The sequence below is a fragment of the Mesorhizobium sp. B283B1A genome, assembly GCF_020165735.1.
Taxonomy (GTDB): domain Bacteria; phylum Pseudomonadota; class Alphaproteobacteria; order Rhizobiales; family Rhizobiaceae; genus Mesorhizobium; species Mesorhizobium opportunistum.
Genome location: NZ_JAIUIQ010000026.1, coordinates 1 through 16540, shown reverse-complemented (window position 1 = coordinate 16540; position 16540 = coordinate 1). Strand labels below are relative to the sequence as shown.

Below are 16540 nucleotides of genomic sequence, written 5' to 3'. Positions count from 1 at the left end.
TATGGTTCTTTCTCCAGGGATAAGGAGAAAGGCCGATGCGCCGGATCGTTCTGACATGCCTCATTGCTATCGGGACGCTATGCGCTCCAGAAGCCTTTGCCGGCACAAGGGCAGTTATCCAGACGCGGACCTACGACGTTACCGGAAGCTCGGGCGCGGCTTTCATCGATGCGATGGACAGCAAAGGCCCCAGGCACGGTTTCATGACGCATGCCATCGCCACGACTGCCTATACCGTCGACTGGGATCTTGGCGGAGGTCAGGAGAACGGCTTCTGCCGGCTGCGGCGGGTCAACGGCACGCTTAATCTGTTCTACACCTTCCCTCGCATTGCCTCGCCCATGACGCCGGCGCTGAAGCGGCGCTGGAGCCGATTTTTCGCCGGCGTTCGGGGCCATGAGGAAACGCATGGGCGCATCGCCAGGCAGATGATGCGCACCACCGAAAAGTCGATCACCGGCCTGCAGGCCGCCAACGACCCGTCCTGCTACCAGACGCGCCGCGAGGCCCGGCGTCGCATCCAAGCCGTCTATGCCGAATATGAGGCCAGGCAAAACGCCTTCGATCGGCGCGAACATAGCCGCGGCGGCCACGTCGAGCACCTGATCGCAGCCTTGATCCGAAACCCATGAGCGAGCGAGTGCTTCGCTCGTTTGATGCGTCAGCCTTGCGGCTTGGCTGGCAAGGCGCTCGCCGCGAGCGCAGTGGCGTGCCCATCCTCAGGCTGCTTCTCATCGGAGCGAACCGAGAACTCGACCAGCACCGGCAGATGGTCTGAACCGGTGTCTTCCAGCCGGGTCGCGGAATGAACGGTTACCCCGCCCTTGCTGAACACCTGGTCGATCGGCAGTCCAGCAAAGCGCCGCAGCACATCCGGCAGCTTGATGTAGAGCCACGTCGGTCCCGCTGACGGCATGACGGTCAGGCCGCCGAGGGAGGCGACCCGCCGCACCGCCGCACTCCACGGCACGGCGTTGCAATCGCCGGCCATGATGGCGGTTTCGCCGAGCGAGGAAATCGAATTCGAGAGTTCGCCGATCTGCCAGTTCTGCTCGCGCGGCCATGGCCAACTGAGATGGATGGCAGCGACGTTGACGGCGGTGCCGCCGAAATCGACCGCCGCGATCGCCATCGCACCTCGCGGCTCGCAATGCGGCGCGCTGTCGGCGGCAAAGGGCCGCCGCGACAGCAGCGCTACGCCGAACACGCCGTTAGGGTACGGGCAGAGGATCCGGTATGGGTAGGCGCTGGTGATGTAACCGAGCTCGGTTTCCCACATCGCCGACACCTCGTCGAGGGTGATCACGTCGGGGTTGGTCCGGCCAATCAGCGAAAGAACCTTTTTCGGCGTCGGATTGTCGTAGCGCAAATTCATCTGCAGCAGGTTGTAGACGATCTGGTCGGCGGGCTTGGCGACCGCTTGCACGGGCCATAGGCGCGGCAGCGTACTCATCGTCGTGGCGACGCTGGCGATCGCAAAGAGCAGCGCCACGGCCGCTTGCAGCCGAAACGAGCCGGCAAGCAGCGGCAACGCCAGAAGCGCGATCAGCAGGCACAGGTGAAGGCGAAAATGCGAGAAGGAATCGAAGGCCGGATGCAACGTGCCGAGGAATCCGGCCAACAAGGCGAGCGACAATGCCGTCATCGCCAGGAATGCCACCCCAGCTATCATATTCGAGCGCGCGCCGCCTGTTGTCATTGAGGCCGTGTCTGTCGAGTGTCGCCTGACGATCCGTTCGATCTGCTTATCGATCAAATTGCGGCCTGAGCAAGACGACGAATTGCCTCGCCGGGACTTCGAGACCGCCTACTGGAACGCGGTCTCCGAAAAACTTCTGAGCTTGCGCGAATGCAGCCGCTCCATCGGCATTTCCGCCAGCTTTTCCATTGCCCTGATGCCGATGGTCAGGTGCTGCGCCACCTGGCGCTTGTAGAACTCGGTCGCCATGCCGGGCAGCTTCAACTCGCCGTGCAGCGGCTTGTCGGAAACGCATAGCAGCGTGCCGTACGGCACGCGGAAGCGGAAACCATTGGCCGCGATCGTCGCCGATTCCATGTCGAGCGCGATGGCGCGCGATTGCGACAGGCGCTGCACCGGTCCGCGCTGGTCGCGCAGTTCCCAGTTGCGGTTGTCGATGGTGGCGACCGTGCCGGTGCGCATAATGCGCTTCAGATCGTAGCCCGACAGGCCCGTGACTTCGGCAACCGCTTCCTGCAGTGCGACCTGGATCTCGGCCAGCGGCGGGATCGGCACCCAGACCGGAAGATCGTCGTCGAGGACGTGGTCCTCGCGCACATAGGCGTGCGCCAGTACATAGTCGCCCAGCGCCTGCGTGTTGCGCAGACCGGCGCAGTGGCCAAGCATCACCCAGGCATGCGGCCTCAGCACCGCGATATGGTCGGTGATCGTCTTGGCGTTGGAAGGCCCAACCCCGATATTGACCATGGTGATGCCGCCATGGTTCGGTTTCTTCAGGTGGTAGGCCGGCATTTGCGGCAGGCGGGCGGGCGGGGTGCCCTCGCTTGCCGTACTGGCGCCGGCGCGGGTCACGACATTGCCCGGCTCGACGAATTCCACATAACCACCACCGCCATTCTCCATTAGGCCACGCGCACGGGCGACGAACTCGTCGATGTAGAACTGGTAGTTGGTGAACAGCACGAAGTTCTGGAAATGCTGCGGGCTGGTGGCCGTATAATGGGTCATACGGTGCAGCGAATAGTCGATGCGTTGCGCCGTGAACGGTGCCAGCGGCCGCGGTTCGCCGAAGGCGACCTCGAACGTGCCGTTGGCGATCTGGTCGTCGGTACCGTCCAGGTCCGGAACGTCGAACAGGTCGCGGATCGGCCGCTTGATGCGTTCGGCGGCGGCGCCGTCGACATAGGTGCCCTCCAGGAAGGCGAAATGCAGCGGGATCGGCGTGGTCGATTCCGAGACCGTCACCGACACGCCATGGTTACGCATGATCAGGCGAAGCTGCTCGATGAGGTAATTCTCGAACAGTTGCGGCTGGGTAATCGTCGTGGCGAAATGGCCAGGTGTCGGCATATGGCCGTAGGCCTGCCGCGAATCGACCTGGGTAAACGAATTCGTGGTCACGCCGATCTCGGGATAGAAGGCCCGGTAGCGCTTGCTGCCGTCGGCGCCGGCGGCCAGAGCCGTGAAGGAGTCGCGCAGGAACTTGGTGTTGCGGTCGTAAAGCGCCTGCAGCGTCGCGACGGCCTTCTCGGCCCGGTCAAAGCTTTGCCGGCCAAAAGGCTCCGGCATGACGACTGATTCTATGGCCTGGGGGTAGATTCGCTTTTCCATAGCTCAATATAGAGACTTGGATAGGCGGTTGGGAGGGGTGTCGCTGTCGAAGGCGCCCAAAGCGCCGTTTTTTCTTCACCCACGCTGCAGGCTGACCAGCAGCACGAAGCCGACACCTGACTTTCTCAGCGCCGGAGCCTCGATGGTCGAGCCGGCATCGGCGCGCATCATCGGCACGGCCAGGACCGGGGCGGCCAGGAGCACCAGGATAAGCGCCGCCCGCGGCAGAAGCCGGAGGGTTTTGAGGGCGTTGGCGGCGATGCGGTTCATGATGTCTGTGCTTTTCTTTTCGAGGTTTTCTGGTTTCAGTGGCGAAGGTTGGTCGGGCAGGCGAGACCGCAAAGTCTGGTGGCTTCGTCCCAGGAGCGGGCCGGACGGCCTGCTTCGGCGACGAGAATGGCGAAGAACATTCCAAACAGGCTCATCAGCAGGCAGACGATGGTGAAGCGGCGAGCAAGCATCGGTGGTGTCTCCTTCAACACGCCGGAGAATGCCCTGACGCCTGTGAACCGGCTCTGAGACCGGCGTTCATCTGCGGTTCAAATTGATTGACGGGATCTGACTGGGCTGAGGACGGCCAACAGCGGCAAGGCATCGAGCGCCGAAGCCCGGCGTCTCGATGAAACGAAAACGGGGCCCGTCAAAGCCCCGTGGTCATGTCGCAAGGCTGCAGCCGATCAGAGCTTATGCCAGGTCTGGCTCTTGCAGATCAGTCCGCCGAGCACGCAGCCGCTCATCTTGAGCGAGGTGCCCGACAATGTCGCCTTGCCAGAATAGGTCTTGTCGTTCGCCGGATCGGTGATGTTGCCGGTGTACTTGTTGTCGCCGGCCGCCTTGAGGGAGCCAATGGTCTTGCCGGCGTATTTGCCGGATTTGAGCGTGATGGAGAACGAGCCGCCGCCTCCAATGGCCGCGGTGTCGCCGGCCTGCGTCTTCCAGTTGCCCTCGATCGGATCGGCCCACGCCGCGCCCGCCATGATCAATGTGGCTGCAAGGGCCAGGCTCACTTTTCGAAACATGTTCTTCCTCCCTTAGGATAGCCGGCCGGATGCTCCGCCTCGCCGGTCTGCCGCTTACGCAAACGTAAGCTAATCCAGCTCCCATCAAAACAAAAGCGGTGCCGTTGCGGAAGCGTTTCGGATTTTAAAGGCGTCTGAATGTGCTTCCTCGGTGAGGAAATGAAACGATCACGGAATTGGCTTTGTCCGCCGTGGTTAGCGGAGTGTTGATTCCCACTCTCAAAATTTTCGTCAAATTTGCGAAAACCAGCCGAATTGCTGGCTTCGTATCCTTAACGAATTTTCGTGTTTACCTCTTGTTTTAGCTTTGTTTTCCTCAAATTAAGCACGCCATTTAACGACGGATTCAAGCCTGCGCGGCATTCTCGAAAGCATCGAAAGAGCGGCCCGGACGAGACAAACGGAGGCAGCTCTCAGGAGCCAGACAGGGGACTAAAATGGCACGTTTTGAAATGCTTGAAGCAGGTTTCGGCGCAACTGCCCAGGCCGACATTCTTTTCGAACTGGGCATGATGTATGCGACCGGTCGCGATTGCGAGACCGACGTCGTCGCCGCCCACAAATGGTTCAACATCGCCGCCATCAAGGGCTCGGCCCGCGCCGCGGAATTGCGCTCGGAACTGTCGGCGGCGATGTCGAAGGTCGAGATCGCCAAGGCGCTGCGCGAAGCTCGCGAATGGATGACCATGCACTGAGTTCCACCAGACGGGACGCCCCGGCCAAGACCGCGAAGACGGTCGGGCCACAAACAGGGACAAGGCTGCGCAGACAGCCAGGCAACAGGCCATCAACCACAAGAATGCGGCAGGCCGGGCAGGTCCAAGCCGTGCGAACGACCATGATCCCGAAATAAGGAATCCGGTTTTCGGACCAAGATCATGGCTTGGAAAGACAGGGAAGGCGCGTTGGGCTCGGGGTGCGGGGGCACTTGCGGAACAGCTCGACGAGCGAAAAGCCACGACCAGCCGAAACAAGGCTGGCGTGGCTTTTTGCGTGGATGAGGGGCCCCAGGCCCAATCGAGCGGCGCCAATGCGCCTAGACAGGCCCAATGAAGGATGAAATTGTCCGGCCTCTCTGGAAGAAGCGCGGCCGGGCGGCCGTGCGTGAGTGGAGGAGTTCTATCACCATGAAAAAAATGAGTATTTTGAGCGCGGCCATTTTCGGCCTGATGATGAGCGCACCGGTCGCGTTCGCCGACGACATCACCGTTTCGGTGGTCGGCCCGATGACCGGTCAGCTCGCCACCATAGGCGATCAGTTCAAGCAGGGCGCACAGGCGGCCGCCGATGCCATCAACGCCGCGGGCGGTGTCAACGGCTCGATGATCAAGCTCGACATCGAGGACGACCAATGCGATCCCAAGCAGGCCGTGTCGGTCGCCAACCGCATCGTGGCCAATGGCGTCAAGTTCATCGATGGCCATGCCTGTTCGGGCTCGAGCATTCCGGCCTCGGCCGTCTATGCCGAAGCCGGCGCGCTGATGATGAGCCCGGCGTCCTCGAACCCGGTACTGACCGACGCCGCGGCCAAGGCCGGCTGGCCGACGATCATGCGTCTCTATACGCGTGACGACGCGCAGGGCGCCTTCATCGGGCCGTGGATCGCCAAGAAGTTCGCCGGAAAGAACGTCGTCATCCTGCACGACAAGAGTGCCTACGGCCAGGGCGTGGCCGACGCGGTCAGGGCAACCATGAACACCGGTGGCCTGAAGGAAGTCTACTATGACGCCATCAATCCCGGCGAGAAGGATTATTCGGCCCTTGTCACCAAGCTCAAGGATCTGAAGGCCGACGTCGTCTATTTCGGCGGCTATCATCCTGAAGCCGGCCTGATCCTGCGTCAGTCGGCCGAACAGAACCTGAAGTTCCAGCTGATCATGCCGGACTCCATTGCCTCGCCGGAATTCTGGCAGGTTGCCGGCCCGGCGGGCGAGGGCACCATGTTCGTGTTCCCGTCGGATCCTCAGGCAAAGCCGGAAGCCAAGGCGGCCGTCGAGAAGATCAAGGCCGGCGGCTTCGTGCCCGAGGGCTTCACGCTGTTCTCATACGCCGTGGTCCAGGCGTTCGCCGAAGGCATCAAGCGCGCCGGCAGCGACGATCCGGCCAAGGTTGCCGAAGCCCTGAAGAACGGCACGCCGATCAGCACCGTTGTCGGCGATGTCACCTTCGACGAGAAGGGCGACCTCAAGAATGCCAGCTACGACATCAACCAGTGGCACGACGGCAAGTACGCGCCAATCGCGCAATAATCGCTATCATTTCGCTGTTGGAAATGGCTGGGCTTGCCCGGCCATTTTCGTTTGGTCGGCACTCTACGGCGCCCCCCTCTGTCCTGCCGGACATCTCCCCCACGAGGGGGGAGATTGGCAGCTTCGGTGGCGGCGCTCTTCCTGCAGCGTTGGCGGCTAGCGAAAGCCGACGCGACATTCGATCTCCCCCCAAGTGGGGGAGATGTCCGGCAGGACAGAGGGGGGCGCTGGCCCGCCGACATAGCTATTTTTAGTCAACCAGAACCAGCCCAGCCATGGCTGTCTTCGGCGAACCGCACCAGCACGGTACCGTCGGTGACCTGCGATCCTTCGGTGGCGATCTCGGCGATCAGCCCGTCATGCGGCGCGGCGATGGTGTGCTCCATCTTCATCGCTTCGAGGATCAGCAGCGGCTGGCCCTTGATCACCGCATCGCCCTTCGCCACGCGCACAAGCTTGACCAGCCCCGGCATCGGCGCGCGCAGGCTGCCGGAGGCGGCAGCCGCCTCATCTGCCCTTGCTAGCGGGTCCGGCACCGCGAACGTATAGCCGACCGCGCCTTCGAACACGGTGACGTGGCCGGGCCAGCGGGCGAGGCGGGGAACGGCGCGGAAATCATGCACATTGGTGCTGTCATAGGGTGCATCGAGCGCGACTTGGAAGCGCCCGTCCGGCCGCACCGAAACCTTTGCCACAATGTCGTCCTCGCCGAACTTCAGCCGCGTACGCCGCGCCACGCTGTGGAAATGCGCATAGCCGGCAAGCGACGACCATGGGTCGTCCGAACGCGGCGATGCTTCCGCGCCGGAGGCGGCGAGGGCGGCTGCCGAGATGATCTCGCTGCTTGGCGGCGCGACCTCGGTCAGCGCCGCCTGGTGTCTGCCGATCAAGCCGGTGTCGACGTCTCCGGCGCAAAAATCCGGATCGGCCGCCAGAGCTGCAAGAAAGGCGGTGTTGACGGTGGAACCGGCAATTTCGGTTTGCGACAACGCCGTACGGAGCGCCTCCAGCGCCGCCTGCCTGTCCTTCGCACCGATGACAAGCTTGGCGATCATCGGATCGTAATAGGGCGAGATGGCATCGCCGGCCCGCACGCCGGTCTCGATGCGCATCGTGGCCCCTTCGGCGGCTGCTTCGGGAAAATTCAGATGATGCAGCGTGCCGGTTGCCGGCAGGAATCCCTTGGCCGCATCCTCCGCATAGATGCGCGCTTCGAAAGCATGGCCGGCAAGCGCGATCTCGCTCTGCGTCTTCGGCAGCTTTTCGCCGCAGGCAACGCGCAGCTGCCACTCGACCAGATCGGTGCCGGTGACCATCTCGGTGACCGGATGCTCGACCTGCAGGCGCGTGTTCATTTCCATGAACCAGAAGCGGTCGGCTTGCAGGCCCTGCGAGGCGTCGACGATGAATTCGATGGTGCCGGCGCCGGAGTAGCTGATCGCCTTGGCCGCTTTTACAGCGGCGTCGGTCATGGCCTTGCGCAATGCCGGCGTCATGCCGGGGGCGGGCGCTTCCTCGATCACCTTCTGGTGGCGGCGCTGCGCCGAGCAGTCGCGTTCGTAAAGATGAACGGCGTTGCCAAAATTGTCGCCGAACACCTGCACTTCGATGTGCCGTGGCTTGTCGACATATTTCTCGACCAGCACGCGGTCGTCGCCGAAAGCGGCCTTTGCCTCGCGCCGGGCGCTGGATAGAGCCTCGGAGAAATCGTCGGGATGTTCGACCCGGCGCATGCCCTTGCCGCCACCGCCGGCCCGCGCCTTGATCAGCACGGGATAGCCGATTTCGCGTGCCTTGGAGGCGAGCAGCACGATCTCCTGTGCCTCGCCATGATAGCCCGGAACGACAGGAACGCCGGCCTTTTCCATCAGCCGCTTGGCGGCGTCCTTCAGCCCCATGGCACGGATCGAGGCGGCCGACGGGCCGATGAAGATAAGCCCTGCCGCCACCACTTGATCGACGAAATCAGGGTTTTCCGACAGGAAACCATAGCCGGGATGGATGGCCTGCGCCCCCGTGGCCAGGGCCGCCGCGACGATCCGGTCGCCGCGCAGATAGCTCTCGCCGACCGGCGAGGAGCCGATATGCACCGCCTCGTCGGCCATTTCGACATGCAGCGATTTCGCGTCGGCATCCGAATAGATGGCAACGGTGTGCACGCCCAGCTTGCGCGCCGTGCGGATGACGCGGCAGGCGATCTCGCCCCGATTGGCGATCAGGATCTTGGCGAACATGGAGCCTCCCGGTTTTGCCTCGGGCGGCGCTGGTTCGGCAGATGCCCGGCTATTTCGAAGCAGCGATCTCGCAGGCGCCGCCCGTCGTCACCCTGTGGCGGGCGACCGTACCCTCGCAGGATTTCATCGCCAGATCTTCGGCCACCTTCTGAGAGGGAGCGTTCAGCTTTGCGCCGCAGATGATATACAGCGATCTCACCCGTGTATAAGGCGTCGTGGCGTAGGCCGAATGGCCACCCGCCGCAATATAGGCCTTGTAGGCCTTGGTGCATGGTGCCTTCTGCGTGTAGGGAAGAGTTGGCGGAAAACGCTTGTCTCCTTCGCTTCCCGAAAGCGACACGGCGATACTCGCGCTGGATGCCGCGAGCAGAAGAATTACTGAAAGTATTGAGGCGGATGCATTCTGTAGGTGTTTCGGTTTCATTTTTAGCCCATCCCCATTGCGTAGTGCAGCGCAAGCACAAGCAGTAGCGAATATTTCCTGCCACCACTAGCTCTGCGGCGAGGGCTCGCGATTTCGTGATGGGATGGATGGCCACACCGATGTCGTTCATCTCACATCCTGAACACGCCGAAGCGGGTTTCCTCGATCTCCGCATTGAGTGCTGCCGACAGGCTGAGCGCCAGCACCTCGCGCGTCTTTGCCGGGTCGATGATGCCGTCATCCCAGAGCCGCGCGGACGAGTAGAGCGGGTGCCCCTCATGCTCGTATTTCATCAGGATCGGCTTCTTGAACTTCGCCTCTTCTTCCGCGCTCCACTCGCCGCCCTTGCGCTCGATGCCTTCGCGCTTGACCATGGCGAGCACCGTTGCCGCCTGTTCGCCGCCCATCACCGAGATGCGGGCATTCGGCCACATCCACAGGAAGCGTGGCGAATAGGCTCGACCGCACATGCCGTAATTGCCGGCGCCGAACGAGCCGCCGATGATCATGGTCACCTTCGGCACCTTGGCGGTGGCCACCGCCATCACCAGCTTGGCGCCGTCCTTGGCGATGCCGCCCGCCTCGTATTTTCGCCCGACCATGAAGCCGGTGATGTTCTGCAGGAAAACCAGCGGTATCCCGCGCTGGCAGCACAACTCGATGAAGTGCGCGCCCTTCAGCGCGCTTTCGGAAAACAGCACGCCATTGTTGGCGATGATGCCGACCGGCATGCCGTGGAGATGGGCGAAACCGGTGACAAGCGTGGTGCCGTAATTTTGCTTGAACTCGTCGAATTCGGAGCCGTCGACGATGCGCGCGATCACCTCGCGCACATCGTAGGGCTGGCGCAGATCGGTCGGCACGATGCCGTAGAGTTCATCCGCAGGATGAAGCGGCGGATGAGCTTTCCTAGAGGTCAGGCTTACGGTCTTGTTTCGATTCAGGTTCTTGACGATGCGCCGGCAAATGGCCAAGGCGTGCTCGTCGTCCATCGCATAATGGTCGGCGACGCCGGAAAGCCGCGTGTGCACGTCCGCGCCGCCCAGATCCTCGGCGCTGACGTCCTCGCCGGTGGCCGCCTTCACCAGCGGCGGGCCGCCGAGGAAGATGGTCGCCTGGTTGCGCACCATGATCGTCTCGTCCGACATCGCCGGCACATAGGCGCCGCCAGCCGTGCAGGAACCCATCACGCAGGCGATCTGCGGAATGCCGGCCGCCGACATGTTGGCCTGGTTGTAGAAGATGCGGCCGAAGTGCTCACGGTCGGGAAACACCTCGTCCTGGTTGGGCAGGTTGGCGCCGCCGCTGTCGACGAGGTAGACGCAAGGCAGATTGTTCTGCAGCGCGATCTCCTGCGCGCGCAGATGCTTCTTCACCGTCAGCGGATAGTAGGTGCCGCCCTTCACCGTGGCATCGTTGACGACGACCATGACCTCGGTGCCTTCGACGCGGCCGACACCGGCGATCAAGCCGGCCGCCGAAATCTCCTCGCCATACATCGACCACGCCGCGAATTGGCCGATCTCGAGGAAGGGCGAGCCGAAATCCAGCAATTGCGCGAGGCGCTCGCGCGGCAACAGCTTGCCACGGGAGACGTGGCGTTCACGCGCCTCCTCGGAGCCACCGCGCTCGACGCTTGCCGCCTTCTCCGCGATGTCGGCGACCAGCGCCCGCATGCGCTCGGCATTGGCACGGAAGATCTCGGAGGAGGGGGAGATCTGCGTTTGGAGAACGGCCATCCTACACCCCCTCGGCCATGATCTCGCGGCCGATCAGCCAGCGGCGGATTTCGCTGGTGCCGGCGCCGATCTCGTAGAGCTTGGCATCGCGCAGCAGACGCCCAGTCGGATAGTCGTTGATATAGCCGTTGCCGCCAAGCAGCTGGATGGCGTCGAGCGCCATCAGCGTCGCCTTCTCGGCGGCGAACAGCACGCAGCCGGCGGCATCCTTGCGCGTCGTCTGGCCGCGATCGCAAGCGGCGGCGACGGCATAGACGTAGGCGCGCGCGGCATTCATCGTCGTGTACATGTCGGCCAGCTTGCCTTGCACCAGCTGGAACTCGCCGATCGCCTGGCCGAACTGCTTGCGCTCGTGCACGTAGGGGATCGCCACGTCGAGGCATGCCGCCATCAGGCCGATCGGACCGCCGGCAAGCACGGTGCGCTCATAGTCGAGGCCCGACATCAGCACCTCGACGCCGCGCCCTTCCTCATGCAGCACATTGTCGAAGGGCACTTCGACATTCTCGAACACCAGCTCGCCGGTATTGGAACCGCGCATGCCGAGCTTGTCGAGCTTTTGCGCCACGGAGAACCCGGCCATCGCCTTCTCGACGATGAAAGCGGTGATGCCGCGCGATTTCCGCTCCGGATCGGTCTTGGCATAGACGACCAGCGTTTCGGCATCCGGCCCGTTGGTGATCCACATCTTGGTGCCGTTGAGCACATAGCGGTCGTTGCGCTTTTCGGCGCGCAGCTTGAGCGAGACGACGTCGGAGCCTGCGCCGGATTCCGACATGGCGAGTGCGCCGACACGCTCGCCCGAGCACAGCGGCGGCAGGAATCTTTCCTTCTGCGCCGGCGTTGCCCAGCGGTTGATCTGGTTGACGCAAAGATTGGAATGAGCGCCGTAGGAGAGGCCGACGGAAGCCGAGGCGCGCGAAATCTCCTCCACCGCGATGACGTGGGCCAGATAACCCATGCCGCTGCCGCCGAAATCCGGATCGGCCGTTATGCCGAGCAGGCCGAGCGCGCCGAACTCGCGCCACAGATGCGCCGGAAATTCGTTCTGGCGATCGATGTCGCCGGCGATCGGCGCGATCTTGTCCTGGGCGAAGCGCCGCACCATGTCGCGCAACGCCTCGATGTCTTCGTCATGCCCGAAGCTGAGCGTGTTCGTGTACATGCCGTTCCTCCCCGGTAGTTGTCGCGCCAACCAGCCGCATTGTCATCGAAAGATATGTCGCAGTCACTTCAGCGATCGACAGCCGCTCGCCCGGGCGAAACCAGACGATGACGCCGGTCATCATCTGGATCAGCGCCATCGCCGTCAGTCCGGTGTCATCGATGCTGAAGGCGCCTGCCTCCGCGCCATCGCGCAGGATCGAGCGCAGTTCCTTTTCATAGGCCGTGCGCATGCGCAGGATCTGGGTCAGCCTGTCGGGCGAAAGGCTGCGCAATTCCATGTTCGACACATGCGTGGCGTGCCGTCGCTCGATATGGAAAGCGATGTGGTTGCGCACATAGGCCGCAAGCTGCTTCGCTGGATCGGCGCCGACTGGCCTAGCCTGTTCCCAGGCCCCGCGAAGCCCTTCCATGTGCTCGCGCATCAGCGTGAACAGCAGGTCCTCCTTGGTCGGGAAATAGCGGTAGAGCGCGGCGGCCTGCACGCCGACTTCCGCCGCCAACTGGCGCATCGACATCGCCTCGTAGCCGTAGCGCGCAATCAGGCTGACCGCTGCCTGCCGGACGGCCGCCTCGGTCTTTTCGCCATCGGATCCTGTGGTGCGCGCCATGCTCGCCTCATCGAAGCGGCATTAATAAAACGAACGTTCAATTAATTCAAGTGGCTAAATCAAGTGGGAGCAAATCCGCCTATGCGACGATCCTGAAGTCTCCAGGCGCGGTCCATGTCTCGAGTTCGTCCACATCGATCCGCGAAACCGATGCACCCGCCGGGCCTTGCCAAAGTCGTTCGACCATCGTTGAGACCGCGGCATCGTGACCGGCAAGCCATGCCGTTACCGAGCCGTCTCTCTCGTTGCGCACCCAGCCTGCCAGACCAAGCGCTGTCGCTTGGCCTTGCGCCCAGATCCTGTAGCCGACGCCTTGCACTGTGCCATGCACGCGCGCCTGCACCGCCCTTTTCCGGTCATCCATGTTTCATCCATGTTTCGGTCATCCATGGCTCGCTCCCTTGCACAGGCTCCCTGCATAGAGGCTCCCTGACATAGAGTCTGGCGCAGGATTGGCCGAAGGCAATTGGCCCGAAGGGATTGATGTCATTTGAAGGGCGGAAGATGGGTGACTTGGTCCGCTGAATGGTTGACTTGGTCAACTTTCATGTAATGATGGGACGACGTGGAAATCTCAGGGGGAAGCGCCGACATGCCAGCCGGGCGGAATACCTTGATCGGCGACATCCGTCGCTTCAACCGGTTCTACACCGGCTTGATCGGGCTGCTCGACGAAACCCTGACGCAAAGCGCCTATACGCTGACCGAGGCGCGCATCCTGTTTGAACTCGCTCAGCGACCGGGCCACATCGTCGGAAATCCTGGCGGCAAGGCAGGCTTTCTTGCGCGGGCGCTTCGACTCGATATCGGACCAGCAGCATCCGAAATCGCCCGGGAACTCCATTTGGATCCTGCCTACGTCACGAGAATCCTTCGAAAATTCTCCGCTGCCGGCCTGATCGAAATGCGCACGGACCCCGTACCGCGTCTTCTCTCGCTCACGGCACGGGGCATGGCCGCGCTGGCCGGACTTCAGGCGGCCGCGGATCGCGATCTCGCCCGCTTGACCGAGAGGCTTGGCGATAAGGAAGCCGCCGAATTGTCGGATATGCTGATGCGCGTCAGCCACCTGCTTGGCGGGGCGCCGGCATCCTAGCGCTCTAGTTGCCCCGTGCCGCGGCCAATGCGCCGGGCAGCTCCTCGGCGAAAATGTCGAGCTCGTGGTCGAGCCCGACGCTGACGCGGATGCAGCGGTCCAGCCGTGGCGCCATCGGCTTGCGGATGAACACGTCGCGCGACAACAATCCTTGCAGCACTTTCAGCGCGAAATTGCCGTCATGGCCACAATCGATGGTGACGAAATTGGTCGCCGAGGCCAACGGCTTCAGCCCGTTCTGTTCGGCGATCGCCGTGATGCGCCGGCGCCCGGCAGCCACCCGCGCCACCACTGTCTCGAGATAGGCCTGGTCGGCAAGCGCCTCGACACCGGCGATCTGCGCCATGCGGCTGACACCGTAATGGTTGCGGATCTTTTCGAAGTCGCGGATCACTTGCGTCTCCGCCACCGCATAGCCGCAACGTATCCCGGCGAGCCCGTAAGCCTTTGAAAAGGTGCGCATGCGGATGACGTTCGGCCGGGAAGTATCGATCGGCGGCAGGGCCGAGGCCGGCCCCAATTCGCCATAGGCCTCGTCGAGCACCAGCATGGTGGTTTCAGGCAACGCCTCGATGAAGCGGATGATTTCGCCCGCCTCCCACCAGGTGCCCATCGGATTGTCCGGGTTGGACAGATAGACCAGCGGCGCCTTTTCCTTGACGACCGCCGAAAGCAGGCCGTCCAGGCTTTCGTGGTCGTTCTCGTAAGGAACGGTCACCAGCCGACCGCCAACGCCGGCGACATGGAAGTTGAAGGTCGGATAGGCGCCGAGCGAGGTGACCACCGCATCGCCTGGCGCCACATACATGCGCGCCACCAGGCTGAGCAGGCCGTCTATGCCTTCGCCGACAACGACATTCTCGACCGCCACGTCGTGATGCGCGGCGACGGCAACCTTGAGATCGTAATTGTCCGGGTCGCAATACATCCACATGTCGCGCGCGATCTCGGCCATGCGGGCTATGACGCGCGGCGACGGCCCAAAACTGCTCTCATTGGCGCCGATGCGGGCACGGAAAGCCCGCCCGCGCTCGCGCTCCTGCGCTTCGGGGCCGACAAACGGCACAGTCGAAGGAAGCGCTGCGATGAGCGGTGTGAGGGGAGGGCGCTGGCGCATGACGGAAGCTCGCATGGAAGGGGCTTTCTTGCTAGCTTGACCGCATGGTTGGCGCAAGCTGTGGTGGCCTCGGTTTGTCGTGCTGGATTCCTGCGACTGTCTTTGCTAGCGAGGCAAGATGAACAATCGTCTGCCGCCCGCTTGGTCCAAACACCTGAAAGCTCCGTCCGGCTCGAAAATCCCGCACCCGAAAATCGCACAGCCAAAGGCGAACCAGCTATCGCGGGCACAGGCCGACGACGCGTTGCTCGGCAGGCGGTAGAGCTTCATCAAGCAAACCGGTTGCTTGAGGCCGAGGCACCTGTGTCAGCGCGTCCTGGCCCACAACCCGCCCGAGCCTTCTTCGAGCGAGACCACGGCCGAGAAGCCATTGCCGGCATCGAAGTAGTACTGCACGACGTTGGTGTCGATATTGCCGTAGGGGACAATCGTATCCTCCATGACGTTGCCGGCATAGCCGATGAACGTATCGAAAGCAGATTCGTCTTTACCGACGCGCAGGCCACCGAGCTGGGTCCAGGCGAAGTTCAGCGAACGCCCTTGTTGTGCCCCTGCCAGCCGTCACCTCACTCAGAAAGCTCTCGTTAACCTTCAGGCCCGCCGCAACCGCTTGTTTCCAGCCGAATCCGGCAATCGGCCGACGGAATCATGGCAAAGCCTGGACTCGCCGGCCTGGGATTTGCCGCAGAACCGCCGCAGTTGGGGAAACCCGCGATTTCCGGCGCCATCTTATTTTTCCATATAATGATGCGGGCTTGTTGATTGTGGCGGCGCTTTTCTTTATCTGCGGCGCAACGGAGAGGTGGCCGAGTGGTCGAAGGCGCTCCCCTGCTAAGGGAGTAGAGGTCAAAAGCTTCTCGTGGGTTCGAATCCCATCCTCTCCGCCATCCTGCTTCGGGTCCGTTCCGGACACATGGGTTACGGTTTATACCGGAGACATGGGTAACACTTTTGGCCCGAAAGGGTTTTGGAGTGGTTCGAGCCTGCATGTCTCATCGTCGAAATATCCCAAATCATAGTCCATGAAGGTAGCCAGCCAGATATGGTCCTCGACCTGTTTGATGCCGACGGTCTGGCCGGCGAAGACGAGACTGAGATTGATCTTCTTGCGATTGTAGCAGATGCGGCCGCAGGTGGTGACGGTGACAGCCTTGTCGTGAAACGGATAGTCGAGGTCCGGCAGGCCGGTGTAGGGGCGCGTTGAGGGCGTGTAGCGCTCTGCCGGACAGTCCATGCCGAGTGCCTGATGCGGGCGTTCTGAGTTGAACTCGTCGATGAAGTCATCGAACCTGGCCTGCTGCTGAAGGAAATTGGCGCCTGCCGGTTTGGTGGCTTCCCTCTTCAGGGTGAGGTGCATGCGTTCATGGCGCCCGTTCTGCTGCGGGCAGCCCGGCTTGATGCGCTCGATGTCGATGCCCAGGCGCAGCCACCAGACCGACAGCTTGCTGAGGTTGAACAGCGCGTTGGGGCTGGCGAAGGGAACGCCATTGTCGGTCCTGATCGCGCTGGGCAGGCCGAACTCTTTGAAAACGCTTTCGAACACGGTGAAGGCAAAGGCTTCCTTGGTGGTCGACAGC

The 16540-nt window shown here is 62.6% G+C and carries 17 protein-coding genes, 1 tRNA gene and 1 pseudogene; 5 read left to right on the top strand and 14 right to left on the bottom strand.

From position 1 onward, the window contains the following. Positions 1–35 precede the first annotated feature (35 nt). A complete protein-coding gene (locus LB577_RS21480; protein ID WP_224688231.1) occupies positions 36–632 on the top strand; it encodes a DUF922 domain-containing Zn-dependent protease in 597 nt (198 codons plus the stop codon). A gap of 29 nt (positions 633–661) precedes the next feature. Here LB577_RS21480 and LB577_RS21475 read toward each other — a convergent pair whose 3' ends face one another. The 5 genes from LB577_RS21475 to LB577_RS21455 all read right to left on the bottom strand — a co-directional run bounded on the left by LB577_RS21475 (position 662) and on the right by LB577_RS21455 (position 4329). After that, positions 662–1672 carry an endonuclease/exonuclease/phosphatase family protein gene (locus tag LB577_RS21475; RefSeq protein ID WP_224688230.1) on the bottom strand — a complete coding sequence of 337 codons (1011 nt, stop codon included), beginning with the start codon at positions 1670–1672 and terminating at the stop codon, positions 662–664. Positions 1673–1807: 135 nt separating this feature from the next. Next, the gene (locus LB577_RS21470; RefSeq protein WP_224688229.1) at positions 1808–3268 is read right to left on the bottom strand and encodes an AMP nucleosidase; all 1461 of its coding nucleotides are present in this window, start codon (positions 3266–3268) and stop codon (positions 1808–1810) included. A gap of 117 nt (positions 3269–3385) precedes the next feature. Beyond that, entirely contained in the window at positions 3386–3580 is a 195-nt protein-coding gene (locus LB577_RS21465; RefSeq protein ID WP_023764342.1) for a hypothetical protein, read from the bottom strand. A gap of 35 nt (positions 3581–3615) precedes the next feature. Then, complete coding sequence (locus LB577_RS21460; protein WP_013896407.1) at positions 3616–3771, bottom strand: hypothetical protein; 156 nt, start codon at positions 3769–3771, stop codon at positions 3616–3618. A gap of 216 nt (positions 3772–3987) precedes the next feature. Then, entirely contained in the window at positions 3988–4329 is a 342-nt protein-coding gene (locus tag LB577_RS21455; protein WP_023764341.1) for a DUF2147 domain-containing protein, read from the bottom strand. Between the two features lie 437 nt (positions 4330–4766). Between LB577_RS21455 and LB577_RS21450 the strand changes: the two genes are divergently transcribed. After that, positions 4767–5024, top strand: a complete 258-nt coding sequence (locus LB577_RS21450) for a sel1 repeat family protein (RefSeq protein ID WP_224688228.1) — start codon at positions 4767–4769, stop codon at positions 5022–5024. A 432-nt stretch (positions 5025–5456) separates the two neighbouring features. Further along, positions 5457–6578, top strand: a complete 1122-nt coding sequence (locus LB577_RS21445; RefSeq protein ID WP_023764340.1) for a branched-chain amino acid ABC transporter substrate-binding protein — start codon at positions 5457–5459, stop codon at positions 6576–6578. A 254-nt stretch (positions 6579–6832) separates the two neighbouring features. On the opposite strand, the gene LB577_RS21440 is transcribed toward LB577_RS21445, so the two are convergent. The 6 genes from LB577_RS21440 to LB577_RS21415 form a co-directional block, all read right to left on the bottom strand. Beyond that, entirely contained in the window at positions 6833–8812 is a 1980-nt protein-coding gene (locus LB577_RS21440; protein WP_224688227.1) for an acetyl/propionyl/methylcrotonyl-CoA carboxylase subunit alpha, read from the bottom strand. 49 nt (positions 8813–8861) lie between these two features. Further along, the gene (locus LB577_RS21435; RefSeq protein WP_224688226.1) at positions 8862–9236 is read right to left on the bottom strand and encodes a hypothetical protein; all 375 of its coding nucleotides are present in this window, start codon (positions 9234–9236) and stop codon (positions 8862–8864) included. 131 nt (positions 9237–9367) lie between these two features. Continuing rightward, the gene (locus tag LB577_RS21430; protein ID WP_224688225.1) at positions 9368–10975 is read right to left on the bottom strand and encodes a carboxyl transferase domain-containing protein; all 1608 of its coding nucleotides are present in this window, start codon (positions 10973–10975) and stop codon (positions 9368–9370) included. Position 10976: 1 nt separating this feature from the next. Then, a complete protein-coding gene (locus LB577_RS21425) occupies positions 10977–12140 on the bottom strand; it encodes an isovaleryl-CoA dehydrogenase (RefSeq protein ID WP_224688224.1) in 1164 nt (387 codons plus the stop codon). Then, entirely contained in the window at positions 12109–12750 is a 642-nt protein-coding gene (locus tag LB577_RS21420) for a TetR/AcrR family transcriptional regulator (protein WP_224688223.1), read from the bottom strand. The genes LB577_RS21425 and LB577_RS21420 overlap by 32 nt, the downstream gene beginning before the upstream one ends. A 79-nt stretch (positions 12751–12829) precedes the next feature. Continuing rightward, complete coding sequence (locus LB577_RS21415; protein ID WP_224688222.1) at positions 12830–13114, bottom strand: acylphosphatase; 285 nt, start codon at positions 13112–13114, stop codon at positions 12830–12832. 249 nt (positions 13115–13363) lie between these two features. On the opposite strand from LB577_RS21415, the gene LB577_RS21410 reads away from it, so the two are divergent. Then, entirely contained in the window at positions 13364–13846 is a 483-nt protein-coding gene (locus LB577_RS21410; protein WP_224688221.1) for a MarR family winged helix-turn-helix transcriptional regulator, read from the top strand. A 4-nt stretch (positions 13847–13850) separates the two neighbouring features. On the opposite strand, the gene LB577_RS21405 is transcribed toward LB577_RS21410, so the two are convergent. Further along, on the bottom strand, positions 13851–14963 hold the full coding sequence (locus tag LB577_RS21405) for a pyridoxal phosphate-dependent aminotransferase (protein WP_224688274.1): 1113 nt from the start codon (positions 14961–14963) through the stop codon (positions 13851–13853). Between the two features lie 330 nt (positions 14964–15293). Continuing rightward, a pseudogene (locus LB577_RS21400) lies at positions 15294–15503 on the bottom strand (porin); the annotation flags it as partial. Between the two features lie 256 nt (positions 15504–15759). On the opposite strand from LB577_RS21400, the gene LB577_RS21395 reads away from it, so the two are divergent. After that, positions 15760–15850, top strand: a tRNA-Ser gene (locus LB577_RS21395). 38 nt (positions 15851–15888) lie between these two features. On the opposite strand, the gene LB577_RS21390 is transcribed toward LB577_RS21395, so the two are convergent. After that, positions 15889–16540, bottom strand: a 652-nt coding sequence (locus LB577_RS21390) for an integrase core domain-containing protein (RefSeq protein WP_224688220.1), incomplete at its 5' end; no start/stop codon positions are given.